Annotated in this window: 16 protein-coding genes and 1 pseudogene; 5 read left to right on the top strand and 12 right to left on the bottom strand. The window is 70.2% G+C overall.

The annotated features are described in order from the left end of the window. Nucleotides 1–134: 134 nt before the first annotated feature. Nucleotides 135–2,225 carry a zinc-ribbon domain-containing protein gene (locus K8556_RS39455; protein ID WP_304503955.1) on the top strand — a complete coding sequence of 697 codons (2,091 nt, stop codon included), beginning with the start codon at nt 135–137 and terminating at the stop codon, nt 2,223–2,225. 8 nt (nt 2,226–2,233) lie between these two features. Beyond that, a complete protein-coding gene (locus tag K8556_RS11310) occupies nt 2,234–3,025 on the top strand; it encodes a hypothetical protein (RefSeq protein ID WP_223740045.1) in 792 nt (263 codons plus the stop codon). Here K8556_RS11310 and K8556_RS11305 read toward each other — a convergent pair. After that, entirely contained in the window at nt 3,022–3,246 is a 225-nt protein-coding gene (locus K8556_RS11305; protein ID WP_223740044.1) for a twin-arginine translocase TatA/TatE family subunit, read from the bottom strand. The genes K8556_RS11310 and K8556_RS11305 overlap by 4 nt on opposite strands. Before the next feature lie 119 nt (nt 3,247–3,365). Between K8556_RS11305 and K8556_RS11300 the strand changes: the two genes are divergently transcribed. Next, nucleotides 3,366–4,082, top strand: a complete 717-nt coding sequence (locus tag K8556_RS11300; RefSeq protein WP_223740043.1) for a glycerophosphodiester phosphodiesterase family protein — start codon at nt 3,366–3,368, stop codon at nt 4,080–4,082. Here the strand turns inward: K8556_RS11300 and K8556_RS11295 are convergent, their stop codons facing one another. The 3 genes from K8556_RS11295 to K8556_RS11285 form a co-directional block, all read right to left on the bottom strand. Beyond that, nucleotides 4,083–4,991 carry a hypothetical protein gene (locus K8556_RS11295; protein WP_223740042.1) on the bottom strand — a complete coding sequence of 303 codons (909 nt, stop codon included), beginning with the start codon at nt 4,989–4,991 and terminating at the stop codon, nt 4,083–4,085. A 195-nt stretch (nt 4,992–5,186) separates the two neighbouring features. Beyond that, a complete protein-coding gene (locus K8556_RS11290) occupies nt 5,187–8,429 on the bottom strand; it encodes an MXAN_5808 family serine peptidase (RefSeq protein WP_223740041.1) in 3,243 nt (1,080 codons plus the stop codon). A 229-nt stretch (nt 8,430–8,658) separates the two neighbouring features. Further along, a complete protein-coding gene (locus K8556_RS11285) occupies nt 8,659–9,459 on the bottom strand; it encodes an EI24 domain-containing protein (protein WP_223740040.1) in 801 nt (266 codons plus the stop codon). A gap of 59 nt (nt 9,460–9,518) precedes the next feature. Between K8556_RS11285 and K8556_RS11280 the strand changes: the two genes are divergently transcribed. Then, a complete protein-coding gene (locus tag K8556_RS11280; RefSeq protein ID WP_223740039.1) occupies nt 9,519–10,856 on the top strand; it encodes a glutamate--cysteine ligase in 1,338 nt (445 codons plus the stop codon). Nucleotides 10,857–10,904: 48 nt separating this feature from the next. Here K8556_RS11280 and K8556_RS11275 read toward each other — a convergent pair whose 3' ends face one another. The 8 genes and pseudogenes from K8556_RS11275 to K8556_RS11240 all read right to left on the bottom strand — a co-directional run bounded on the left by K8556_RS11275 (nt 10,905) and on the right by K8556_RS11240 (nt 23,217). Then, nucleotides 10,905–11,528, bottom strand: a complete 624-nt coding sequence (locus K8556_RS11275; RefSeq protein WP_223740038.1) for a hypothetical protein — start codon at nt 11,526–11,528, stop codon at nt 10,905–10,907. A gap of 104 nt (nt 11,529–11,632) precedes the next feature. Then, a complete protein-coding gene (locus tag K8556_RS39740) occupies nt 11,633–13,231 on the bottom strand; it encodes an Hsp70 family protein (RefSeq protein WP_223740142.1) in 1,599 nt (532 codons plus the stop codon). A gap of 3,591 nt (nt 13,232–16,822) precedes the next feature. Continuing rightward, nucleotides 16,823–17,110, bottom strand: a pseudogene (locus tag K8556_RS39735) (TIGR02266 family protein); the annotation flags it as partial. After that, complete coding sequence (locus K8556_RS11260; RefSeq protein ID WP_223740037.1) at nt 17,107–17,772, bottom strand: hypothetical protein; 666 nt, start codon at nt 17,770–17,772, stop codon at nt 17,107–17,109. The pseudogene K8556_RS39735 and the gene K8556_RS11260, both read right to left, overlap by 4 nt. Next, nucleotides 17,769–20,462 (bottom strand): alanine--tRNA ligase, encoded by a 2,694-nt coding sequence (gene alaS / locus K8556_RS11255; protein ID WP_223740036.1) that lies wholly within the window; start codon nt 20,460–20,462, stop codon nt 17,769–17,771. The genes K8556_RS11260 and alaS overlap by 4 nt, the downstream gene beginning before the upstream one ends. Before the next feature lie 198 nt (nt 20,463–20,660). Beyond that, complete coding sequence (locus K8556_RS11250; RefSeq protein ID WP_223740035.1) at nt 20,661–21,341, bottom strand: RNA ligase family protein; 681 nt, start codon at nt 21,339–21,341, stop codon at nt 20,661–20,663. Continuing rightward, nucleotides 21,341–21,868, bottom strand: a complete 528-nt coding sequence (locus K8556_RS11245) for a hypothetical protein (protein WP_223740034.1) — start codon at nt 21,866–21,868, stop codon at nt 21,341–21,343. Before K8556_RS11245 ends, K8556_RS11250 begins: the two co-directional genes overlap by 1 nt. Then, entirely contained in the window at nt 21,865–23,217 is a 1,353-nt protein-coding gene (locus K8556_RS11240) for a DUF3696 domain-containing protein (RefSeq protein ID WP_223740033.1), read from the bottom strand. Before K8556_RS11240 ends, K8556_RS11245 begins: the two co-directional genes overlap by 4 nt. A gap of 341 nt (nt 23,218–23,558) precedes the next feature. Here K8556_RS11240 and K8556_RS11235 point away from each other — a divergent pair, with 341 nt between their 5' ends. Continuing rightward, complete coding sequence (locus tag K8556_RS11235) at nt 23,559–24,617, top strand: triacylglycerol lipase (protein WP_223740032.1); 1,059 nt, start codon at nt 23,559–23,561, stop codon at nt 24,615–24,617. Nucleotides 24,618–24,621: the final 4 nt, after the last annotated feature.

Below are 24,621 nucleotides of genomic sequence, written 5' to 3'. Positions count from 1 at the left end.
TTTACTGGTTTACTTCTCAATTTCCAAAGGGGCGAACCTCGTATCAAAGGGGTTGGAAGCGAGCAAGTTACCCGGGTCCGACTCGCCGTGGTTGCCGGGTGGGCCTATGCTCTGAGTCCCCCCGACCCGACCCCATGATCGTCCAGTGCGAACAGTGCCAGACGCGGTTCAAGATCCCCGACGAGAAGGTGACGGAAAAAGGGGTCAAGGTCCGCTGTACCAAATGCCAGAACACCTTTCGGGTCGCGCGTGAGCCCGCGCCGGCCCTGAGCGCCCCCCCGCCCGCCGGCCCTCCGCCCGAGCAGGCGGACCCGTTCCAGGCGTTCGGAGCGGCGCCGGAGCCCACCGGGGAGGTCACCCGGCCGGGGGCCGCGTACTACGCGCCCGGCGCACCCGCGGTGAAGTCCCAGGTCCAGTCCTGGGGTGACGTGGATGTGGACATCGACGTGGACGCCCCGCAAGCGGCCTCCGTCCGGGCCCCCGCCACGCCGGGCGCCGCTGGGGCGATGATGCCGTTCGACCCGCCCACGCCGGTTCCGGGCGTCGCGTCCCGGCGTCAGGCGGCCCCGCCGCCACCCCCGAATCCGGTCGTGCCGGACCTGGATGACCCGTTCGCGGACTTCATGCTGGATGCTCCGGCGGCGGCCTCCCAGCCGCCCGTGGCTGCTCCTCCGGTAGCGGCGCCCCGCCCGATGCCTCCAGGGGCCTTCGCGCCTCCCGCCGCCCGGGCCGCGCCTCCGGGGGCGTTCGCGGTGGGGAACGCAGGGGCGGCCCGTCCGGCGGCCGTGGCTCCGGGCGGACCCCCGGGGGTGTTCGCGGCGGAGGCCGCGCCCGTGGCGCCCAGGGGACCGTTCCCTCCCGGGGCGGTGGCGCCTCCGCCTCCCGGGGGCTCCCCGTCCGCCGCTCCGGGGCGTGCGGCCATGCCTCCGGGGCCTGGTGCCTTCCCGTCCGGCGGACCGGCACCGTCGGGCGCCGCGTCCTCGCGTGCCGCCATGCCTCCGGCGGGAGCCCCCGTCGCGCGCATGCCGCTGGCCTCGGTCCCCGCCGGGGCGTCACGTCCCGGGGCCGCGCCCGCAGCCTCGCCGGGGCTTGCCGCCGCCGGTTCGACGGACTTCGCGGCGGATCCGCTCTTCGACTTCCCCATCGACGCTCCGGCGGCCCCGGACGCGGCGTCCCTGCGCCATGCCGCGAACGTCGCCGCGGCGCCCTCCCCGAGCGGCGCCACGGCGGTGGGGCCGATGACGCCCCCTCCGGGCTTCGAGAGCGAGGACCCGTTCGCGTCCATCGACGTGGCGGCTGCGGCCCCGGACCTGTCCGCCGCGCCCGAGCACACCTCAGAGGCCACCCACGTCGGCCCGGAGCCGATGGGCGACCTGTTCGACTTCTCCGGCGCGGGGGCTTCCGGTGAGGAGGGCGTGGCCGCCTCCGACACCGGCCGCGCCGCGCTGCTGGGGGACGTGCCCGCCGAGGCGGGCGCGGAGGAGCCCGGCGGCATCTCGCTCTTGAGCGACGTGCCGGCGTACGACGACGGCGACCCGTTCAAGATCACCACGCCCCGCCGCGAGGTGGTGGACCTGGCCAGCATGCGCTCCGGCCCGGCCGTCACCGTGGCCAAGCCCTCCGCCCGCATCGAGGACGTGGGCATGCCCCAGCGCCGGATGCCCGGCCGCGCGCGGAAGCTGACGGGGCTGGTGCTCAACCTCTCCATCGCGACCGTGCTGGTGGTGGCGCTGGGCGCGCTGGGCACCCTGTACCTGCGCGACGGCAAGGTGGACCCCTCCACGCTGTCCCCGGACCGCCTGCGCACGCTGGTGATGCCCGCGTCCCGCCCGTTCGTCGCGAGCGACGTGTCCAACGGCCTCTACGAGACGCGCGACGGCCGCATGCTCTTCGTCGTGCGCGGAGAGGCGGAGAACCGCACCGGCGCCGCCGCGGCCGTGCGCGTGCGCGCCGCCCTCTTCGACGGCGACCAGCGGGTGCGCTCCACGGAGGGGCTGGCGGGCGCGCTGGCCACGCCGGAGGAGCTCCACGCCGTCACCACCCGCGAGGCCGCCACCGCGCTCCGTCAGCGCATGGACGCGGCGTCCCTCCCGGTGCCGCCGGGCGGCAAGGTGCCCTTCCTGGTGCTGTTCCAGGAGTTCCCCACGGACCTCACCGGCCACCGGCTGGAGGTGACGCTGGAGCCCATCCCCTCCGAACCCACCGCGGACCGCACGGGAGGCTGAGCGTCGCCATGTCCACGCTGGAGGAGGCCCGCGCGCTCGCGCGCAACCTGCACGCCCTGGGCGGAGGCGCCACCGTGCGCCGCAAGGCCGCCGCGCGTGAGCTGGCCCGGCGTGAGCCGTTCGACACGAACGAGCTCATCGGCCACCTGCTGTCCCTGTCCCGCGCGGGGCAGGCCCCCGCCACCTGCGTGCTGTCGGACTTCCTGGCCGCGTTGGACCAGGAGGCCGAGCACATCCCCCACGTGGAGGCGCTGCGGCGCATGGCCCACGTGCAGTCGCTGGAGGCGGTGGCGGACCTCTTCGCCCAGGGCCCCGCGCGCAAGGAGCTGGACGCGGACGCCGCCGCCCGCGCGGACGCGCAGGCCGCCAACCAGTCGCTGGGCCACCTGAAGCAGCAGGCCCGCCTCACGCGCGACCCGGACGTGCTGTCGCGCCTGGCCACCGTCAGCAACCCGGCCGTGCTGCGCAACGTGCTCATCAACCCGCGCCTCACGGAGGACCTGGTGGTGCGCATCGCGGCGCGCAGGCCCGCGCGTCCGGAGCCGCTCGTCGAAATCTGGAAGTCGCCGCGCTGGTCCGTGCGCCACAAGGTGCGCCGCGCGCTGGCCTTCAACCCGTACCTGCCGCCGGAGGTGGGCGCGAAGCTGGTGCCGCTGCTGTCCACCGCGGACCTGCGCGAGCTGGTGGAGGACACGGGGCTGCTCCCCGCCCTGAGGCAGCAGGCCGCGCGCCTGCTTCTGGCGCCAGCGCCCGGCAGCCCGCCCGGCCCGCTGGTGCTGCCGACGGGGGAGGAGTTCTAGGAGCGGCGGTCCTTGGGGGCGCCGTCGGTGTAGTCCGCGTCGGTGGTGCCCCGGCGCGAGTGGGGCAGGTGCTTCACGTCCACCAGGTCGTCGCCGCGCGACGCCTTGCGGAACGAGTAGACGAACTTGCCCACCGCGTTGCCCAACTGCCCCATCCGGGCGGCCGAGAAGACCACCAGCAGGATGAAGCCGAGGACGATGAACTCTCCGAGGCCCAGCATGCGCCGGACACTGCAATAAACCCACCCCCGAGGCAAGTCGCGCGGCCGCGTCCGCCCCCTGACGCCCTCGCCACGCCGGCGCTGCGCGTGGGGGGCGTTTGAGCGCACACTGCGCGCCCATGCTCCTGCTCGCTCACCGTGGTGCCAGCGCAGACGCTCCCGAGAACACCCTGGAGGCCTTCGCGGAGGCCGTGCGCCAGGGGGCTGACGGCGTGGAGCTGGACGCCATGGTGTGCGGCTCCGGAGAGGTGGTGGTGTGCCACGACGAGCGCCTGGAGCGCCTGGCGGGGCAGCCCTGGGAGGTGCGCGCCACGCCCTGGTGGAAGCTGTCCCGCGCGGACGTGGGCACGCGCCTGGGCTTCGCCCCCGCGCGCATCCCGCTCCTGGAGGAGGTGCTGGACGCGCTGCCGGAGCACTTCCTGGTCAACATCGAGCTGAAGTGCGACCGCTTCGACGACGGCGGCCTGGCGGCGGGCGTGGCGAGGCTCTTGCGCGAGCGCGACCTGGCGGGCCGCGTGGTGGTGTCCAGCTTCAACCCGCTGTGCCTCTTCCGGCTGGCGGCGGTGGCGCCCACGCTGCGCCGGGGCTTCCTCATCGACCCGGACAGGCCCTGGGCGCTGCAGGCGTACGGGCTGAGCCCGCTGGTGTCCTCGCACTCGGTGCACCCCTTCCACGAGGCGTGCACGCCGGAGCGCGTGGCGGCGTGGAACGACGCCGGCCTGCGCGTGGCGGCGTGGACGGTGGACGACCCCCGGCGCGCCCGCGAGCTGCGGGACATGGGGGTGTCCTACCTCATCACCAACCGCCCGGGCCGCATCCGCGAGGCCCTGCGCTGACTAGAAGTCCAGACCCAGCGTGGTGTTGAAGGCGAAGACGGAGGGCAGGTCGCGGCTGCCGGCGCCCTCCTGGTCGAAGCTGCCCAGGTTGGTGAGGGAGACCTCCGCGCCCAACTGGAGCACGCCGCCAATGAAGCGCGCGCCCGCGTAGAAGCGCGGGGTGAGGTTGTCGCCCGCGTTCACCCGCGAGTACGGCGCGGAGTTGGTCAGCGCGTCGCGCGAGTCGTTGCCCGCCGTGTCCGCCGGGGTGCGGCTGGGGTCGAAGTCCAGCGTGCGCGTGGTGGCGCTGACGAAGTTCAGGTCCAGGCCGCCGTAGGGCGTGAGCGTCACCATGCCGCCCAGGGGGAACTGCTTGCCCACGCCGATGTCCAGGCCCGTGGTGGCCAGGTCCAGGTTGTGCGCGCCGAACAGCTTCGTCACGTGCAGGCGCAGGCCCACGTCCGGCAGGTACGTGAAGCCCTCGTTGACGGCCCACTTCAGCTCGCCCGTGGCCGTCACCATGCCGCTCTTCTCGATCCAGCCCACGCGCCCGCCCAGCTCCAGCGAGAAGGGCAGGCCCTTGCGCACGTGCAGGGAGGGCACCAGCACAGAGCCCGGCTGCTCGGCCTCCGTGGGCAGCGCCACGTCCTCCGGGAGCGACACGACGGACAGCTCCGCGTTGAACGCGAAGCCCGAGTGCCCCGTGGTGCGCGGGGGCATCAGGTTCGCGGACGTCATCACCGCGCCGAACGTGCGCGCGAAGGAGCGGAAGTCCGCGCTGGCTTCGGCGAACTCCGTGTTGGTGATGACGGCAGTGGCGCCCCGGCGCTCGACGCCGAAGCGGGAAATGACCAGGTCGTTGTCGTCCGCATGGGCCGCGGCCCCTGACAGCGCCGTCGCAAGCACCAGCCACCGACTGAACGTCCGCATGGGGGAATCACGCCTCCGGGACGCATGCCGGCCAAGCGGGCGCCCACCTCCGGCGGACCCTAAATCGGCCCTCGATGAAGCGTCAACAAAACGGGCGGCCCTCCTCCAGGGAAACGCTCCCCGGTGCGAGGGGAGCGTCCGCTGGAGGTGAGCCGCCCGTGGGTCAGGCGCTCCGGGGGCTTCCCCGGAGGGGGGTTACTGGCGCGGCTTCACCGGCGTGGTGGCCGCGGCGGCGGGCGTCGTCACCTTCTGCGCCACCTCCGCCGGACGGCGGCGGATGACCAGCGTGCGGCGGCTGGCGAACTCGGTGCTCTCGCGGGCCACCACCAGCACGTTGTTGTTGCCCTCCTTGAGCGCGAAGTCGGAGGTGAACTTCAGCGTGTTGGGCTCGCCGCCCTTGGGGTCCACGGCCTTGAAGTAGACCTTCTGGTCGTTGACCAGCACGTAGACGTCCAGCAGGCCGTTGGGGTCCTTCACCGCGCCGGTGAGGGTGAACTTGTCGCCGTTCACCACCACGCCGCCGTGGGACGGATCCACGTCCAGCTTGATGTCCGGCGGCTGGTGCGTCGTCGTGTACGCCACCGTCTTGGGCGCCTGGGCCTTGCCGGTCTTCACTTCCTTCGCGTCCTGCGTGCGCACGAAGGCGAAGCGGTCCTTCTCCAGCGAGACCTTGTAGTAGCCCTTGGTGGTGGCCTCCAGGGCCAGCGTGGCGCCCTGCGGCAGCTTCGCCACCGGACGCGCGTCCGCGGTGGGCGAGGCGAACAGCTCCGCCTTGTCGTTGAGCTTCACCAGGCCCTTCTTCGCCTCCAGCGGGGCCACGGGGCCGTCCTTCACGGGCAATTGGAGCTTCTCCAGGACGAACTCCTCCAGGGGCTCGTCGAGGATGGCCAGCTTCAGCGGGAAGGTGTCGCCCTTGAAGCCCTTCTTCAGGGACACCTGGAAGCGCGCCGTCTTCGTCTCGCCGGGCTTGATCTCCCCCAGCTTGAAGCGGCCCTTCTCGATGAAGATGTTCGCGTCGCCGCCGTTCTTGATCTGCGCGAACGAGTCCAGCGCCGGGCCCGCGCCCGTGTTGGTGACGTCCATCACCACCGTGACGTCCTCGCCGCGCTGCACGACGCCGTCGCCGTTGCACTCGGCGCAGTCATCCACCACCTGCCAGTTGAAGGCGAACGTGGGGCGGGGCAGCTCCACGAAGGACAGCTCCGACACCAGGGTGTCGCGCAGCGGGCCGTTGTCGTCGAACAGCTTCACCTTCACGTCGTCGCGGCGGCTGGTGAGGTCCTTGGGCAGGCGCACCTGCACCTTCCAGGACTTCTTCTCACCCGGGGCGATGGCGCCGAAGAGGAACTCGCGGCGGTCGAGGAACGCGTTGTCGCTCTCCGTCCAGCCACGCACGCGCTTGAGCGGCTCCGTGCCCTTGTTCTCCACGTTGATGACCATGTCCAACTGCTCGCCGGCGGCGATCTTCGCGTCGGCGCCGGGGGAGAAGCTGGCGTCCAACTGCACGTTCTTGGGCGTGGGGCCGGGGGTCCAGTCCAGGCCGAGCGCGGCGATGGCGTTGTTGATGCGCTGCTCCTCCTCGTTGCGCTTCTGCTCCACGAACGCCTTGCCCTTGGCGATCTGCTCGTTGCGCTTCACCGCCGGGACCTTCAGGACGAAGTCGCGGGCGAACTGGACCTCGAAGTCCTCCTTGATCTCCTCCTGGGACTCCGCGTCGAGCTGGTCGTCCAGGTCCTCGCCCTGGCCGGCCACGTCCACGTCCAGGAGCGGATCATTCTGGCCGTGCTCCTTCTTGTCCTTGGCGCCCGGCTTGGCGGCGACCTTCTCCTTGGGCTCCTCCTTCTTGGCGGCGGCCTGGGCGGCCTTCTCGTCCACCTTCAGGTACTTGAGGCTGGTGCCCGGCTTCTCGCGGTCCAGCACCTCTTCGCGCTTCTTGGCGACGGTGGAGGACTCCGGGTTGCCGAAGTGCTGATCCAGGTCCGCCTCGCCCATGGACTTGCGCGGCGCGAACACGTCCACCCGGTCCGCGGTGACGCGCGTGGGGACCAACTGGATGTCCGGCACGATGCCGACCTCCTGGATGGAGACGTCGCCCGGGGTGAGGTACTTGGCGATGGTCAGCTTGAGCGCGCTGTCGTCCGGGAAGTCGTAGAGCACCTGCACGCTGCCCTTGCCGAACGTCTGGCGCCCGATGATGACCGCGCGGTCCAGGTTCTTGAGCGCGCCCGCGACGATTTCGGACGCGGAGGCGCTGCCCGCGTTCACCAGCACCGCGATGGGGTAGTTCTCCTCGCCGTCCGTCATGCGCGCGCGCTTCTCCTCGCGCAGCTTGTCGCTGAAGCCCACCGTCGCGACGATGGTGCCCTTGGACAGGAACGTGTCCGACACCTGGATGGCCTGCTCCAAGAGGCCGCCCGGGTTGCCGCGCAGGTCCAGCACCAGGCCCTTGAAGCCGCCCTTGGCGTCCGCCTGCTTGCGGATGTCCGTCAGCGCGGCCTCCAGGTCGCGCGTGGTGTTGCCCTGGAAGTTCTTCAGGCGCACGTAGCCCACGCCGCCCGCGAGCAGCTTGTGCTGCACGGACTCAATCGAAATCATGGCGCGCGCCACCGTCATGTTGCGCGGCTTGTCCCAGCCGTCGCGCTCCACGGTGATGGTGATGCGGCTGTCCACCGGGCCGCGCAGCTTGGACACGGCCTCGTTGAGGTCCATGTTGACGGTGGACTCCTCCCCAATCTTCTTGATGCGGTCGTCCTTCTGGATGCCGGCGCGCGACGCGGGCGTCTTGGGCAGCACCTTCACCACGGTGAGGTTGCCCTCCTTCATCTGGATGACGAAGCCCAGGCCGCCGAACTCACCCTTGGTGGACAGCTTCATCTCCCGGTACAGCTCCGGGCGCAGCAGCACCGAGTGCGGATCCAGCGTGGAGAGCATGCCGTTGACGGCGGCGTACTCGATGTCCCGCGTCTCCTCGATGGGACGCATGTTCTTGGACAGGAAGTCGAACACGTCCTTCAGCGCGAAGGACATCTTCCACAGGGAGTCCACGTGGGAGATGTCGAACTCCTTCTGCTTGCCGTTGACGTTGACGTTGAGCTTGCCCGTCTCCGGGTTGCCGTCCACGAGCACGTCCGGGACGCTCTTCTCCACGTACTCCAGGGAGGCGATCATCATCTCCTTGGGCTTCACCCGCTTGGGGTCGACGTAGTTCTCCTTCACGTAGAGGATGACCTTCGTGAGGACGCGGAGGCTGTTGAGGTCGTGAGGGGCCTTCTCGCCCTTGCCGGCGGAAGGCAGCGCGCCGTCCCAGGAGTCCTGCCCCGCCTCCGCCGCTCCCACGGTGAGCGGGAGGGGCGCACGGTCACTGCCTGCGAATGCCCAGGCCCCCAACAGAACGGCGACGGCGGTGATGCGGCGGAAGATACGCGGCATGCGGTTCATCCAAGCTGGGGCGCGAGAGGCGTCCCGGGTGATGCGTGAAAAGCCCTGTGAATCCGAACGGTTCAGCGTGAGCCAAGGGACCTGGCAGCGGCCGGGCAAGCCTAATCACGGCTTCCTGGTGCTTCAAGGCGTGGCCTTGTCACTAGCGACCGAGAACGTCTGCCGCAGGCAATGCGTTCCCAAAGCGGCCTGGACGTACGGACACCCGGCATGCCCCTTTATTTCGCGCTCAGCCCCGGGCGTCCGGCGGCGGGGGCAGGTCCCCGGCCTCCCGCAGGGCCCGGTAGAGCAGGGTGCCCCCGACGATGGCCACCGGGAGGAAGAAGGTGTTGAGGATGGGGACCCACAGGAGCAGGTAGACGCCCGCGCCGAAGCCCAGGCAGAGCGCCCGGCGCTCGCGGAGCATGCGGCGCACCTCGGCGAAGGGGTACAGGTGGCGCGTCATGGGCGCGGCCAGGTGCTCCGCCGCCATCCAGAGCATGGTCCACAGGCTGGCCAGCACGGTGAACGCCACGCTGCCCAGGCCCGGGACGAGGTTCAGCGGCAGGAGCACCGCCAGCCCCAGGAAGAGCAGCGCCAGCCGGGCGAGCGTGTGCAACAGCCCCGTTGTCAGCCCCCGCAGGAAGGAGGCGGGGGAGAGCACGGCGTCCGCCCCCGCACACTCGGCCTCGGTGGCCTCCGACACCGGGTCCTGGAGCGGGGTGAGGAGCAGCGGAGGCACCACATTGGCGCCCACCACCCAGGCGACCAGCGCGCCCAGCACGAGCGCGGTGTACCAGCCGGCCTGTCCGTACCAGGACCCGGGGCGGGCCCACACGGACTCCAGGAGCCCGGGGGCGTAGCGGTAGAGCAGCACGGCCAGTCCCACCAGGGTGATGGCGGTGAGGACCGCGCACAGGCTGGAGAGGAGGAAGAGGCGGCGCGAGCGGAAGATGAGCCCGAAGGCGCGGCCGAGCACCCCCATGCCCTGGAGGAAATCCGACAGACGGGGCCGGGGAGACAGGGTGGGGACGGGGGATGCAGGACGCATGGGGTCGGGGTGCTCAAATGAGGGCAAGGGCCACGGGCCCCGTTATATAGGGCGCCCACATGTCCCTCGACCTCAAGCGCGTGGCCTCCGAGCCCCTCACTTCCGCCGCCCCCCTGGTGGAAGAGCTTCGCAAGGCGGAGAAGCCCCGGACCGAGCACCGGCTCGGGCTGGAGCACGAGAAGTTCATCTACCCCGTGGGGTCCGCCCAACCCGTGCCCTACGAGGGACCGAACGGAGTGGGGGCCCTGCTGGAGCGCCTCGCGCCGGGCGGCTACGAGCCCTTCCGCGAGACGCCCCAGTCGCCGGTCATCGCGCTGCAGCGCGGGATGGCGGCCATCTCCCTGGAGCCGGGCGGGCAGTTCGAGCTGTCCGGCAGCCCGTTCCGCACGGCGCGCGAGGCGCACCAGGAGAACCTGGCGCACCTGAAGGAGACGAAGGCGGCGGCGTCCGGCCTGGGCCTGCGGCTGGTGGCGCTGGGCTACCGCCCGGTGGGCACGACGGGGGAGATGCCCTGGATGCCCAAGACGCGCTACCAGGTGATGCGCCGCACGCTGCCGGAGCGCGGCCGGCTGGCGCTGAACATGATGCTGATGACGTCCACCGGGCAGGTGTCCCTGGACTGGGCGGATGAGGCGGACTGCGTGCGCAAGACGGTGGCGGTGGCGCGCCTGACGCCGCTGCTGGTGGCGCTGTACGCCAACAGCCCGCTCCTGGAGGGCAAGCCCTCCGGCTACATGTCCTTCCGCAGCCGCGTCTGGGAAGAGGTGGACCCCACGCGCTGCGGCTACCTGCCGTCGTGGTTCGACGGCTCGTTCTCCTATCAGGCGTATGTGGACTGGGCGCTGGACGCGCCGCTCCTGTTCCTGCGCCGCGAGGGCGAGTACCGCCACCCGAAGCTCACCTTCCGCCAGCTCATGAAGGAGGGCTACGAGGGCAAGCCGCCGGACATGGGGGACTGGACGGACCACCTGTCCACGCTCTTCCCGGAGGTGCGGCTGAAGAAGGTGCTGGAGGTGCGCGGCGCGGACTGCACCAGCGCGGCCATGACGGGGGCCCTGGGGGCCCTCTGGCGCGGCATCCTCTACGACGCCCAGGCGCTGGAGGAGGTGGAGCTGCTCCTGCCCCGGCTCACCTTCACCGAGCACCTGGCCTTCCACGACACCGCGCGCCGCGAGGGCCTGGCCGGGAAGCTGGGGCCTCGCGAGCTGCACCGGCTGGCCGGGGAGCTGGTGGCCATCGCGAAGCGGGGGTTGCAGCGGCTGGACCCCGAGGACGCGCCGCTGCTGGCGCCGCTGGAGGCGGTGGCGGCCTCGGGCCGGTCTCCGGCGCAGGCGGTGCTGGACGCGTGGAAGGAAGATCCGCGTCCGGAAGTGCTGATGACGCGCTTCGAGCTGTGAGGCCGTGAGGCTGCGTCCGCGGCGGTGTGCCGCGGACGCGACGGGCCGCTAGAAGCGGCCGCCCACGGTGAGGTTGCCGTTGAAGAGGCTGCCCTTGGCCTCGTCGGTGGTGCCGGGGACGGTGGTCAGGTCCTCGCCGCCGACCAGGCGGTAGGTGGCGCGCACGCCGGCGGCCAGGTGGCCCATGCGGTATTCGATGCCCGCGGCCAGCGGCCACTCCACCTGCCAGTCATTGCCGTAGGTGGGCCGTGAGCCCTGGGACGCGTGCAGGTAGCTCAAGCCGAAGCCCGCGCCCACGAAGGGGTGCCACTTGTTGTCGATGAAGGGCCCCAGCTTGGCCACGCCCGAGCCGTTGTTGCGCCAGATGTGATTGCCGCCGAGGACGCGGGCGTCATTGATGGGGATGTTCTGGCCTTCGTAGCCGAACTCCAGGCCGATGTACTCCCAGGGCTGGGCGTTGGCGGTGATGTTGAAGAGCCCGCCCACGCCCGTTTCATTGCCCAGCTTGCCGGTGTAGCCGCCGAAGCCCACGCCCACGTCCAGACCGGGCGCGAGGTTCTCATTGCCCGCGCTGAACTTGCGTGTCACCTCCGTCGCGTCCACCGCGAGCGCGGGGCCGGCCACGCAGACGCCCGCCACCGCCAGTCCAGCCACCATCGAAGTCCGTGTCATGTCCAGGTTCCTCCTGAGGGAAGTGTGGGACCTGGAATGGAAGCTGGGACGGCGGGGCCCGACAGGGCACCTGCCCGCGCGGTGGAGCCAGGAGGCCGAGGGCCTCAGCGCCGGCCGAAGAGCTTCTTCAAACCGGAAAGCAGGCCGCTCGGCCGGGCCTCCGGTTCGGTGTGGAAGGGCGAGCGGGCGATGAGGGCGTCGCGGGAGGCGTCATCCAGGTCCTCCGTCGCGAGCGTCACGGGCTGCCGCTTCGCGCCGGGCAGGGTGGCGCTGAAGGCGAGGGTGCCGTCGGTGGACAGCTCCAGGTGCACCTCCACCTCGCCGGGGCGCTCCACGGTGAGGGTGAGGGCGCCGAGCCATTCGTTCTCCACGGCGCTGGCGGCGGTGCCCTGGAAGAAGGCGAGCGTCAGCGGACCGGGGACGGTGACGGGGATGACGAGCGTCTTCGCGGTGGGCAGGCGGGTGTTGCGCTCCAGCACGCGGCGGAAGGTGCCGGCGTCCTCGGCGACGCCGATGGGCGCGGTGAGCACTTCGGAGACGCTGGCGGCGGGCTTGCCGGTCTCCGACAGCAGGAGCGCGTGACCGAGCAGCGCGGCGCCACGCACCACGGCGGTGCGGGCGTCCACGTCGTCGCGCACGGGCACGCCCAGGCTCTCCTCCAGGCGGCGGCGCACGAGCGGTGAGCGGGACTGGCCGCCCACGAGGAGCACGGCGTCCAGGCCCTGGGGGGACAGGGCGTTGGACTCCAGCACCTCGCGGGTGACGGAGACGACGCGCTGGGCGAGGTCGGCGGTGAGGGCCTCCACGCGCTCGCGGTCGAGCTTGGGGCCGGGGCCGGTGGGCAGGGTGACGTCCACGCTGTCCTGGGTGGAGAGGGTCTCCTTGGTGGACTCCGCGAGGGTGCGCAGGGGGCCCCAGTCGAGCAGGTGTTCGGGGCGGGGGTGGCCCTGTTCCGCGAGGTCACTGACGAGCGCCTCGGCGATGCGGCCGTCGAAGTCCATGCCGCCGAGGGTGGGGTCGCCGCCGGTGGTGACGACCTCCAGGTCGTCGCCGGTGACCTGGACGACGCAGACCTCCAGGCCGCCGCCGCCCAGGTCCACGACGAGGACGCGTTTGCGGGCGAGGCCCCGGCCGTGCGCGTACGCGAGCGCCGCGGCGGCGCTGTTGGTGAGCACGCGGGAGACGTCCAGGCCGGCCATGGTGGCGGCTTCGCGCAGGGCGGCGCGCTGGCGTTCGGTGAAGTGGGAAGGCGCGCAGAGCACGGCGCGCGTCACCTTGCGGCCCAGGTGCGCGGTGGCCGCCTGGTGCAGCTCGCGCAGCAGCATCGCGGTGAGGAGGGTGGGCGCCACGTGGCGGCCATCGAGCTCCACGCCTGCGTCCCCCAGGAGGTCGGTGGCGACGGGGAAGGTGAGCTGCGGGGAGAGCCAGCGCAGGTTCGGGGAGCGGGCGCGCATGCCGAGCAGACGCTTGAGGCCGGTCGCGGCGTGGCGGGGAGCGCGGGCGGCTTCGACGAGGGCGGCGGCACCGACCAGGAACTCGCCGGCGCTGTTCACCGCGATGACGGAGGGGAGGCCCGAGCCGTCGGTGCCGGGGATGGGGATGGGCGTGGCGACGCCGTCGATGAGCGCGGCGACGCGAGCCTGCGAAGTGCCCACGTCGATGCCGAGCACGACCTCCGCCGCCGCGGGCGGGGTGACGGGCACGGCGGGAGCGAGGTCGAAGAAGGTGCGGCGGCGGCTGCGCGCGGTGGTGGCGCCGCCCTGGGCGTCAGCGGAAGGGGGAGGCGCGGCTTCGTCGGTGCGCGGGGACTGGGGGGCTGTGGAGGTTTGGGACGCGGCCGTGCTGGCTTCGCTGGCGCGCGGAGGTTGTGTCGCGGCCGGTGCTTGAGGAGGCGGCTGTGCCGAGGCCGTGCTGGATTCGCTGGCGCGCGGAGGTTCTGTCGCGGCCGATGCTTGGGAATGCGGCTGTCCCGCCGCCGCGCTGACTTCGCTGGAGCGCGAGGCGACTGTCGCGGCGGATGCTTGGGGATGCGGCTGTGCCGCGGCCGTGCTGGATTCGCTGGAGCGCGAGGCGTCTGTCGCGGCGGATGCTTGGGGATGCGGCTGTGCGGCGGCCTCGCTGGCTTCGCTGGCGCGTGGAGGTTCGGTCGCAGCCGATGATTGAGGAGGCGTTTGTTCCGCGGCCGTGCTGACTTCGCCGGAGTGCGAGGCATCTGTCGCGGCCGATGCTTGGGGATGCGGCTGTCCCGCCGCCGCGCTGGCTTCGCTGGCGCGCAGAGGCTCTGTCGCGGCCGATGCTTGAGGAGACGGTCGTTCCGAAGCCGCCCTTGTGAGCGCGGTAGCTTCGCTAGAGCCCGGGGATGCGGCCGCGCTCGATGCTTGTCCCAACGCTGTGCTGATGAGCGCCGCGGCTTCGCTCAATCGCTGGGAATCTGTCGCGGCCGATACTTGAGGGCGCGGTCGTTCCGAGTCCGCGTTGATGGGCGTGATGGCTTCGCTGGAACGCGGAGCTTCTACCGTGGCCGACACGCGTGGCTGCGGCTGTGCCGACGCCGTGCTGATGGGCGCCGTGTCTTCGCTGGGGCGCGGAGTTTCTGCCGTGGCCGATGCGCGCGGCTGCGGCTGCTCCGACGCCGCGCTGGTGGGTGCGGTGACTTCGCTGGAACGCGGAGTTTCTGCCGTGGCTGATGCGCGTGGCTGCGGCTGCTCTGACGCCGTGCTGATGGGCGCAGTGTCTTCGCTGGAACGCGGAGTTTCTGCCGTGCCCGATGCGCGTGGCTGCGGCTGTTCCGACGCCGTGCTGATGGGGGCGGTGGCTTCGCTGGAACGCAGGGACTCCGTCGCGGCCGACGCTTGGGGGGGCGGCTGCTCCGAAGCCGCGCTGATGGGCGCAGTGGCTTCGTTGGAACGAGGCGGCGGCTCCGTGACGGATGCCTGCTGCGAAGGCGTATTGCTCTGTGCGGTGGTTTCGCTGGTGGGGGCGAGCTGTTGCTCAGCGGAGGTCCGCGCAGGCGGTTGTTCCGAAGTCGAGCTGCCCGCACCGGAAGTTTCGTTGTCCTGTGTGGGCTGCGCGGCAGCGGATTCGCCTGGCGATGGTTCCCCGGTCGTGCTGACCGGAGTGGCGGCTTCGTCGCCACTGGGCGCACTTGCTGCTGTGGGCTGTGTGGCTTCGCCCGAAGCGGCCGGTGACTGGAGGGGCGTCGAATCCTCGACGGGCGGCTGCGTGTCGGATTCGAGCGCGTTCGAGGGGCCCAACCCCGCCGGAGCTGGAGTCTCCCCGGGCGTCACCGTGGCTGGTGCCTCTCCGTGGGATTCCGCATCCAGAACCGAAGCGAGCGCCTCTCCGTGCCCTGGTGCTTGAACCGACGCCGGTTCGAATTCAGATGACGCGTCCACAGCGGGCGCAGCCACTGCGGGAGTCGTGTCTTCGGAGGAAGAGAGCGCCGATGATCCGACGAGCGCCGTCCATGCATCCTCGGTCGGCAGCTCGACCACGACGACCGTTGATGCGTCCTCCTCTTCCAGAGGGTGCGCCGAGACGGGCTCGGGCGCACGGTCCGAACTCGCAGTAGGCGCATCCGCGGAGTTCGTAAGGGCCTGCGTAGCGCGCTCGGGAACCGTCGCCGGCTCGTCGGTGCCCGTGTCCCCGACAACCTGTTCAAGCGCTGCGCTGAACGGATCCGCGTCCTCCGAGTCCGTGCTGAGCGCACGCGGAAGAGAGTCCGGGTCGATGCCCCATGCACGAAGGCGCTCGGCCTCCCGTTGGCTCGGCGTCGGTTCCTTCAGATCATCCGCCGCATGGAACTCCACGGGCTGCGATGTCGCCTGGGAAGAGTCCTCTCCTGCGTCGGAGCCCGTGACTACCGCGGACGTCTCTTCCGGAGGGAGGGGCTCCTCGGTCGAACCCACGACGGCGCTGAAGTCCGGGACGGTAGAGAAGTGATCCGCCGACGGAAGCGCTGCTTCGGTATCGGTTCCCTCGGTGCCGGAGTCATGAGCCGCCCATTCACTGCTCGCCTCTGGATGGGGCGGCTCGTGAGAGCTGACGGCGTCGGAGCCTGATTCCGTCGCATGGGAGTCCGGTGCGGATGCGAAATGGGACTCTGCCGGAGCGGAGGCCTCCTCCGACTCCATGCTGAGGTCGACGTCGAAGTCGAACGACGGGTCGGAGTCCGGCTGCGTCTCGCCGGACACGGCGGTCGCTTCCACGCGCGCCGGTTCCGCTTCGCCTGGCGTGTCCACGAGCGCGGAGGCCGTGTCACCAGTCTCCTCCGCCGCGTATTCGGAAACCCACCCGGAATGCTCGGGAGCGTGCGCGGCTCCGAGCACGGCGTTCGGATCAAACGCGTCCACTGATGCCGGAGTGAAGTGGCGCTCGGAGGCTTCGCCAACGTCAGGAGCGCCAGAGGCCACCGGTTCCGGCGAAGGCGCATCGTCCTCGCGTGCATCCGGGACGGAGGCGTGCTCACCAGGCACCGCGGATTGCGCGTCCGAGGGAGTCGGGTCCCAGGACGCTGCCGCCGCGTGGCCGTCATCGGTCTCGGCGGTGCTCGGAGTCGCATCCCAAGCAGAGGCTTCGGTGCCAGCGAACGAAGTCGCCGCGGCGTTCTCGATACCGGCGGGCGCCTCCGTGGAGGTCGCATCCCAGGCCGGAGCAGCCGGTGCGTCCGCTGGGCTCGGCGCCGAATCCCATGCAGAGGCGTCGGTGAATGAAGTCGCCGGGATGTTCGCGGTACTGGCGGGCGTCTCCCAAGCCGAAGCTTCCGCACGGCCGTCATCGGCCGAGGCTGGATCCGCCGCCCCCACGGAAGCCTCAACGTGCCGCGGATCCGTGGAAGGCTCCGGCGCCATCACGGCCGCGAAGGTGCCGGAGGCCACGGGCGGCCGTTCCTCGGCCTGGACCCTGCTGGACGGCTGGACCGTGAACATCTCCTGGGTCGCCCGTTGCGCATCCACGCCAGCCGGATGCCTCCGGGGCTTCCTCGGGAAGTCCACCGTCGGCAGTGGCGCCAGCTCCTCTTCCTCGTCAGCCGCGTGCTCCGGGAACAGCGACACCGGCTCATCCGGCTCCGCCAGGTCCGGCGGCGGTTCAGCCGCGACGGGCAGCTTCACGGCCGGCAACGTCATGGACGCCTTCGGCGGCGCGGCGCGCGTCCACGGTTCCTCGGGGGCAACCTTCGCCGGAGGCTCCACCGGTGCCGGCGCCTCGCTCCCTGACAGAGCCCGTGCCGGAGTCCGTCGCACCAGCCCCGGCGGCGCCACCTCCGTCCCGCTCCGCCGCGCGACGATGCGGTCGATGAGCGCCTTGCTCGCCGCGTCCAGCTTGGTGAAGCGCACCGTCATCCCGGTGCGCGCGCTCCCCGCATCCGCCTTCAGCACCACGCCTTCACCGCGCAACAGCCGCGTGCCGTCCGCGAGGACGAACTCGAACGCCAACCCCGTGCCTTCCGGCTTGAGCGCTCGCGTGGCCACGAACACCCCACCGCGCCCCACGTTCGAGCCATACCGCTCGATGAACTCCTCCTCCCCCGTGTACGGGAGTCGGATGCGCAGGGGGAGGAGCTTGGGGGCCGGCCCGGTCATCGCAAGGGGATCCGCACGTCCCCGCCGGAGCCCTGCACCACGAGCACCAGCCCATCGTCTTGCACGGCGTCCGGCGGCACCTCGAACAGCAGCGCCACCTCCGTGCGCTGCGCGGGCGCCCACGTGGAGGGCAGGGGCTTCGTGCCGGCCACCGCCTGCGCGTCACGCGCCAGCGGATACGTCTGCCCCTTCGCGTCCGTGAGCTTCGCGCCCTCCAGCGACAGCGGCGCGGGCATCCCGCCCACGTTCTGGGTGATGAGCTCCACGCGCAGGAACAGGTCCTCCGTCGTGAGGCCCAGCCCCGCCTTGCCGGAGCCCTTCACCGAGTGCGACGCCTCCAGCCCGGTCACCTTCATCGCCACCGTGTCCACGTGCACGGTGTCGTTGCGCTCGGGCAGCCGCAGCTTGCGCGGGCCGCTGTCGCCCATGCCCGCGGCCAGGCCCGCCAGCTTCGACTCCTCCGGCTCGCGCTGCGCCGGCCGCGGACGCGTGGCCACGGCGCCGCCCTGCTTCACCCGGTCCGCCTCCGCGCGCAGCTTCTGGAGCGTGCGCGCGTCGGCCTCCTGGCCCTCTTCGGACGTGGAGGACTCCTTCGTGCAGCCCCCCGAGAGGAGGGCCGCCGTCAGGAACGCCAGGGTGCGGGATGAAGCGCGGGGACTCACGCCGGGCTCGCGCCCTTCACCAGCTCGAAGAGCTTCTCGAGCGCCACGGGCAGCTTGTCCGCGTCCGGGCCACCGGCCTGCGCCATGTCCGGCTTGCCGCCGCCCTTGCCGCCCACTTCCTTGGCCATCTCGCGCACCAGGTTGCCCGCGCTGATGCCCTTGGCGACGACGTCCTTCGTGGCCGCCACCAGGATGACGGCGCGGCCGTCCTTCTCACCGCCGATGGCGATGACGCCCGAGCCGATGCGGTCGCGCAGTTGATCCGCCATGCCGCGGAACACCTTGTCGTCCGCGGGGTCCACGCGCGTGGCCAGCACCTTCATGCCGTTGACCTCGCGCGCCTGGTCCAGGAGGTCCTTCTGCGAGGCTGACTGGGCCTTCACCGAGACCTCCTCCACCTTGCGCTCCAGCTCCTTCACGCGCTTCTGGGTGGCCTCGACGCGGGTGGCGACCTCCTTGGGGTTCGTGCGCAAGAGCGCCGCGACCTTCTTGAGCTCGTGCTCCTGCTCGCGCACGAACTGGAGCGCGCCCACGCCCGTCACGGCCACGATGCGCCGCACGCCGGAAGCGACGCCGCTCTCGCTCGTGACCTTGAACAGGCCGATGTCGCCGCTGCGCTTCACGTGCGTGCCGCCGCAGAGCTCCGTGGACTCCGGGTGCACGGTGACGACGCGCACCGTCTCGCCGTACTTCTCACCGAACATGGCGACCGCGCCGGACTTCTTCGCGTCGTCGATGTTCATGACGCGCGTCTGGGCGTCCGCGTTGTCGCGCACCCAGGTGTTGACCAGGTCCTCCACCTGCTCCAACTGCTCCTGGGTGGCGGGGGAGAAGTGCGAGAAGTCGAAGCGCAGGAAGTCCGGCGCGACGACGGAGCCCGCCTGCTTCACGTGCTCGCCGAGCACGCGCTTGAGCGCCTTGTGGAGCAGGTGCGTGGCGGAGTGGTTCGCGCGGATGGCCTTGCGGCGCTCCACGTCCACGGACGTCTGCACCATGTCGCCGACCTTCAGCGTGCCTTCCTTCAGCTCCACGCTGTGGACGATGAGCCCCTGCACCGGGCGCTGCGCGTCCTTCACCTGCGCCACGGTCTTGCCGCCGTGCGCGACGATGCGGCCCGTGTCGCCCAACTGGCCGCCGGACTCGCCGTAGAAGGGCGTGCGGTCCAGCACCACGTCCACCGTGGCGCCCGCGGAGACCTGGGGCACCTCCACGCCGTCCTGCACGAGCGCGAGGACGCTGCCTTCACCCTCGTGGCCCTCGCCGTCGTAGCCCAGGAACTGGGTGGGGGCGGTGCGCGCGAGGACGGTCTGGAAGACCTCCGTGGTGGACTTCTTCTCGCCGTGGAAGTCCTGGCTGGCGGCCTCCTTCTCCTGGAGCTGCTTGAAGCCCTCCAGGTCCACGTCGAAGCCGCGCTCGCGCGCGATGATCTGCGTGAGGTCCCACGGGAAGCCGTAGGTGCCGTGCAGCAGGTAGACGACCTCTCCGGAGATCATCTTGCCGCCGGAGGCCTGGAGCTTGGCCAGCTCCTCGTCCATCAGCTTGAGGCCGCGGTCGAGCGTGCGGCGGAAGCCCTCTTCCTCGTGCTTGGCGACTTCGAGGATGAAGGTGCGGCCGTCACGCAGCTCGGGGAACGCGTCGCCCATGAACTCGATGACGCGGTCCACGACCTTGAAGAAGAAGGGCTCCTTGATGCCCAGTTGCTGATCACCGTGGCGGATGGCCCGGCGCATGATGCGGCGCAGGACGTAGCCGCGGGCCACGTTGGAGGGCTGGACGCCGTCGGCCACGAGGAACGCGGTGGCGCGGGCGTGGTCGGCGACCACGCGCTGGGACGCGCCGGTCTCCTGCGTGTAGGGCTTGCCGCACAGCTCGCTGACGGTGGCGAGGATGCCCTGGAAGAGGTCGGTGTCGTAGTTGGAGCGCTTGCCCTGCACGACGGACGCGATGCGCTCCAGGCCGGCGCCGGTGTCGATGGACGGCTTGGGCAGCGGGATGAGGGGCGCGTCCTTCTCCTTGCGCTCGAACTGCATGAACACGAGGTTCCAGATTTCGAGCCACCGGTCGCAATCACACGCGACGCCCTGGCACTTGCGGCCCGCGGCCTCTTCCACACAAGGGATGTCGTCGCCCTGGTGGTAGTGGATCTCCGAGCAGGGGCCGCACGGGCCGGTGTCGCCCATGGCCCAGAAGTTGTCCTTGTAGCCGAGCTTCAGGATGCGGTCGCGCGACACGCCCTGCTTCGCCCACAGCTCGAAGGCCTCCTCGTCCCAGGGGATGTTGTTCTCGCCGTTGAACACGGTGACGGCGAGCCGGTCGATGGCAAGGCCCAGGCGCTTCGTCACGAACTCCCAGGCGAACGCGATGGCGTCGGCCTTGAAGTAGTCGCCGAAGGAGAAGTTGCCGAGCATCTCGAAGAACGTGTGGTGGCGCGCGGTGTAGCCCACGTTGTCGAGGTCGTTGTGCTTGCCGCCGGCGCGCACGCACTTCTGCGAGGTCGTGGCGCGGCGGTAGTCGCGCTGCTCACGGCCGGTGAAGACGTCCTTGAACTGGACCATGCCAGCGTTGGTGAACAGCAGGGTCTGGTCGCCAACGGGCACCAGCGAGGAGGAGGCCACACGGCGGTGGGCGCGCTCCTCGAAGAACTGGAGGAACGCCTCGCGAATCTGGGAGGCGGTGAGGGCGGAAGGCATGGTGTGGGTATATGCCACAAGAGGGCCGGGCGCAGCAGTTCCTGGACGGGTCATCCCCGGGCGGACGGAGCATGTAGGCAGGGCTGACGGCCGGGGGCAGGGGAGCGGCCGGGGGCGAGGCGGGTGGCCTGCTGTGAACGCTTGGGGCTCCAGCTTCAGATCCCGGAATTCGCGTTCCAGTCCTCGCCCCCCATCGCGTCATCGCGGAGCCAGGGTGTTTCGCTCCAGAGGGCGCGAGGACCAGTGTTCCTCGATGGCCTGGACGAACTCGGGACGAACGACTTTCGCGCGCGCGAGGAGGAAGTCACCCTCATCACGCCGGAGGTAGACGCCCTCCATGGGCGCATGGGTGAGGCTTGAGGGGCCGAGCAGGTTCACCACCTCGTCCGCCGTGAGACGCCCGCGCGCGACGGTAGGGACGGCAGCGAGGCCGAGCGAGGCCACGAGGGCGTCGCGTCTGGAGGAGGACCAGAAGCGGCCCGCCTGCTTGTCGTAGACGTCGAAGGCGAGGAACCAGTCGGGTAGGGCGTCGTAGTGCACGCTGTGGACCGCGAAGCACCATTCGCCAAAGAGCATCAGGTGTTGGCCCAGCGTCTCGACGAGCTGCTGGCGCCGGGTCTCCAGCCAGGGCCACAGCGGCTGGAACTGGGGGGCTGCTCGGGGACCGAGGTAGGCGCCGCGGTTCTGGGCTCGCAGCTCGCCTTCGGGGCCTACGGAGATGCCAAGGTTCGCCCCGTCTACCTTTTCCTCGATGAGGACTTCGCCATCGAGGAACTCGCGTGCCTCAGGTGGAGAGAGCACCTTGTCATGGCGTACGGGTCTGGCGGAGAGCCAGGCGAGGTGCGGGGTGTGGGGGAACTTGAAGAAGTCGTCAGTCATCACTCCCCACCCTTGCGCTCGTGGAGTTCCTGGATGTCCTTGGGGCACAGAAAGCGGACGCGGACCCCGCAGCGCTCAAACTCTCTCCGCAGTCCCCACCATTTACTGTCCGTTGCCTGGAGGATGGGCGGTCGCTCCTCGTGGGCGCAGCTCGCCGCGACGAACTTGCGGTCCGACGGATCGAAGCCGGCGAGCGCCGGGTCACGGGGAAACTCCTCGAAGTCGCGGGGATCTTCCTGGCGTGGCGTCAGCGAGACCCGGACGCAGCGAGCCGGATTGGCGTGATGGGTCAGGACCCACTTGAGGAAGCGGTCACCCACCCCTGGCTGGCCCGTGGGAGAGAGCTTGTGTTTGTACTCGTTGATGATGCGCCAGTTGTCATCAAGGACGATGCGTCCGCTCTGGATCACCGCGTGGATCTCCTGGACACAGGCCTGAACACACGCGGGGCTGACCGTCTTCTCATTGTTGTTGGCGGTGAGCGGCACATTCGTGTCGATGACGAATAGCGCAGGGGACGCGTTCATTGGGGGGGCTGCTCCTGCTGGCGCTTCATCGCCGCCTCGGTCATCGCGACGAGGTCTCCCATGTCGTCGCCGAAGAAGTCCTTCGGCCAGTTGATGATGTTCCCGTACTCGTCAAGCTTCAGCTTCTCGATGCGCGAGCCCTCGGGGCCGGGTGCGCAGAAGTAGATGGCTGTCTCCTCCGGCCGGAGTTTCCCTTCCGCGATACGCCGCTGGATCCGGCGCAAGAGGTGCTCGGAGTGGCTCTCGATGATCAGTTGGATGTTTCGAGGCTGCCCATCCTCACTGGCGTGAATCGCGTCGATGAAAACATCCGCGAGCTCTGACTGTGCCTTGGGATGAAGATGGAGCTCGGGCTGCTCGAAGAGCAGTGTGGAGCCGGGCTCGGTATAGAAACATTGAAGCAAGACAGGCATGACCTGGGACACGCCGAACCCAACGTCTGGCAATCGAACCGCCATCGGGCTGCCAGGAGTGCGAACGAAGACTTCGTACTCTTTCCGATAGGGGGCGATGGGCCGGACCTCGAAGGAGTCCAGCAGTCCCATGCGGACCAGCCTCTCTGCGATCAATTGCGCAAGAGGCCGGCCAGGGTGGTCCTCCACCTGGATTGAGCGCTCACTCGAAGCGAGAAGCGCGGCAACCGTGAGGCGGCCGTCCTCGCCTACGTTCTCGGGGGCCTCACCCGACCAGAGATAGGTTCTTCGAGGCGGCACTCGCAGGGGGCCCAGATACTGTATGGCGTCCAGTTGGTCTTCGAGTTCGAGCGCAAGGCTGTCGAGGTCGCCGAGGAACTTGTAGCGGGCTTCGGCTTCATGCGGGAAGCCGTAGAAGTGAATGGGGGCTGATAGCGCCTCCCTGGCAGCTCCTTCGCGGTTGAACTCAACGTTCTCCAGAAGCAATTCGTACCCTGGTCCATGAGCGCGCCTGGCCATGCCGATGCCCTGCGTGGACTGGGGTGTCGGCAGCCGGTAGATGAACTGCTTCACCTCGACCCTGGTGGACTGTGCGTCTTCTTGGCCAATCAAAGCCCCGAAAGATATCGCGTCCGGCACTCCTTCCTCCGGCACCCTCATGCCCCACTCCATGTTGAAGCGGAGAAGCGCGGCAGGATCCTGGCGGAAGAGCATTTCCGGAAAGGTCCCCATATCGACGGGAGTGCTCTCGTCGCCCAGGTGCAGCACCCGCTTCCGGTCTCGCGACTGTGCTGTCTGCTGTAGCAGGAGAAGGAATTGCTGGAGGCTCGTCTTCCCCGAGCTATTGGTTCCGAAGAACATCGTGAGCGGGGCGAGCTGGATGTCGCCCGTGTCCTTCCACGCCTTGAAGTTCTGGATGTGGAGCTTCTTGAACATGCCGCCGGTTCTACCTCACCCCTGTTTCTTCGGTTTCGTGCGGAGCCTGGAAGCGTCCATCCGAGCCCATGAGACACGGCGCGGGTGCGGTGCGAACTCCGTTCGAGCGCTGCCGCACGCGGCGCCATCCACCACCGGAGTGAGCCGGAGCCTGCATGTGGATGAGGTTGGCGGCTCATCGAGAGTGAAGCGGCCTTCCTCTACGCCGCACCGCGCCACGTGCTCGGAGTCTCGGCTTCTCACGGACTTGGAACGGGGACGCAACTCCCGGCGCCATTTGCCGACAATGTAGGCAAGCCTCCCTGCTGCTCAAACTCGGCTCCCCCTTCCGAGGTCCCCTCATGGTCCAGGTCACGCGCCCCTCCAGCCTCACGCCGTCCTCGCAGACGCGGGTCGCCGCGGAAGTCCCTGCCCGGGCCAAGGGCGCGCAGGGCTTCAACGCCATCGTGAAGGGGGACAGCTTCTCTTCCGTTACTCCTGCGGGGTCGCAGCAGGTCAATGCCCTGCGCCTTCCCATCCCCTGGCCCGGCAAGGGCGAGGCGGACAAGATCGGCTGGATCCAGAAGGCGTATCCGCCCGCGAAGGACTCCACCGCGGAGTTCATGAAGCTCAACCAGGCCGTGCGCGCGGGCCAGAACGTGATGCCCCCCGAGGCCAAGGACTGCGTGTTCCTGGCCGTGGGCGGTCTGCTCTCCGAAGCCGCGCCCAAGCAGATCTACTTCGACAAGAACCTGGACGCGCTCGAGGCCCAGGGCCTCCAGGTCGGCCGCGTGCCCGTGGACACGGACATGGGCGTGGAGCACAACGCCGCCATCGTCCGTCAGGCCGTGCTCGAGGCCTCCAAGAACGGCAAGCAGGTGGTGCTCATCGGCCACAGCAAGGGCGGCCTGGACTCCGCCGCGGCGCTGTCCATGTACCCGGAGCTCCAGGAGCACGTGCGCGCCCTGGTCACCATCCAGTCGCCCTACGGCGGCTCGCCCATGGCGCAGGACCTGCTGGACAACCCGCTCGTGCGCTACGGCGTGGGCGGCGCGGTCGAGGCGCTCGGCGGCAGCATCCAGGCCGGTGAGGACCTGACGTACGACTCGCGCAAGGCGTTCCTCGCGAAGCACCCGATGCCGCCGGGCATCCCCGCCGTGTGCATGGCCTCCACCACCGCGAACCCCACGTCGCCGCTGTTCGCCATGGAGGAGTACATGCAGCAGCGCTACGGCGTGAAGTCCGACGGCCTGGTGCTCCCGCAGGACGCGTTCATCCCCGGCTCCAAGTCCGTGACCCTGTCCGGCCTGGATCACCTGGACTCCACCGGCACGACGCTCAACCCCTTCAAGCCCTACCAGCCCGAGGACCTCACCCTCTCGCTGGTCGCGATGGCGCTGAAGATGCCCAAGGGCGGCTGAGCCC

Origin of the sequence: Corallococcus sp. AS-1-12 (assembly GCF_020036995.1) — a bacterium.
Taxonomy (GTDB): Bacteria; Myxococcota; Myxococcia; order Myxococcales; family Myxococcaceae; genus Corallococcus.
This window is presented reverse-complemented; position numbering and strand designations above follow the sequence as displayed.

Bases quoted from the DNA above. Each gene is read 5' to 3' on its own strand.
- K8556_RS39455 (WP_304503955.1), top strand. From the start codon at position 135: ATGATCGTCCAGTGCGAACAGTGCCAGACGCGGTTCAAGATCCCCGAC.
- K8556_RS11310 (WP_223740045.1), top strand. From the start codon at position 2,234: ATGTCCACGCTGGAGGAGGCCCGCGCGCTCGCGCGCAACCTGCACGCC.
- K8556_RS11305 (WP_223740044.1), bottom strand. From the start codon at position 3,246: ATGCTGGGCCTCGGAGAGTTCATCGTCCTCGGCTTCATCCTGCTGGTG.
- K8556_RS11300 (WP_223740043.1), top strand. From the start codon at position 3,366: ATGCTCCTGCTCGCTCACCGTGGTGCCAGCGCAGACGCTCCCGAGAAC.
- K8556_RS11295 (WP_223740042.1), bottom strand. From the start codon at position 4,991: ATGCGGACGTTCAGTCGGTGGCTGGTGCTTGCGACGGCGCTGTCAGGG.
- K8556_RS11290 (WP_223740041.1), bottom strand. From the start codon at position 8,429: ATGAACCGCATGCCGCGTATCTTCCGCCGCATCACCGCCGTCGCCGTT.
- K8556_RS11285 (WP_223740040.1), bottom strand. From the start codon at position 9,459: ATGCGTCCTGCATCCCCCGTCCCCACCCTGTCTCCCCGGCCCCGTCTG.
- K8556_RS11280 (WP_223740039.1), top strand. From the start codon at position 9,519: ATGTCCCTCGACCTCAAGCGCGTGGCCTCCGAGCCCCTCACTTCCGCC.
- K8556_RS11275 (WP_223740038.1), bottom strand. From the start codon at position 11,528: ATGACACGGACTTCGATGGTGGCTGGACTGGCGGTGGCGGGCGTCTGC.
- alaS (WP_223740036.1), bottom strand. From the start codon at position 20,462: ATGCCTTCCGCCCTCACCGCCTCCCAGATTCGCGAGGCGTTCCTCCAG.
- K8556_RS11250 (WP_223740035.1), bottom strand. From the start codon at position 21,341: ATGACTGACGACTTCTTCAAGTTCCCCCACACCCCGCACCTCGCCTGG.
- K8556_RS11245 (WP_223740034.1), bottom strand. From the start codon at position 21,868: ATGAACGCGTCCCCTGCGCTATTCGTCATCGACACGAATGTGCCGCTC.
- K8556_RS11240 (WP_223740033.1), bottom strand. From the start codon at position 23,217: ATGTTCAAGAAGCTCCACATCCAGAACTTCAAGGCGTGGAAGGACACG.
- K8556_RS11235 (WP_223740032.1), top strand. From the start codon at position 23,559: ATGGTCCAGGTCACGCGCCCCTCCAGCCTCACGCCGTCCTCGCAGACG.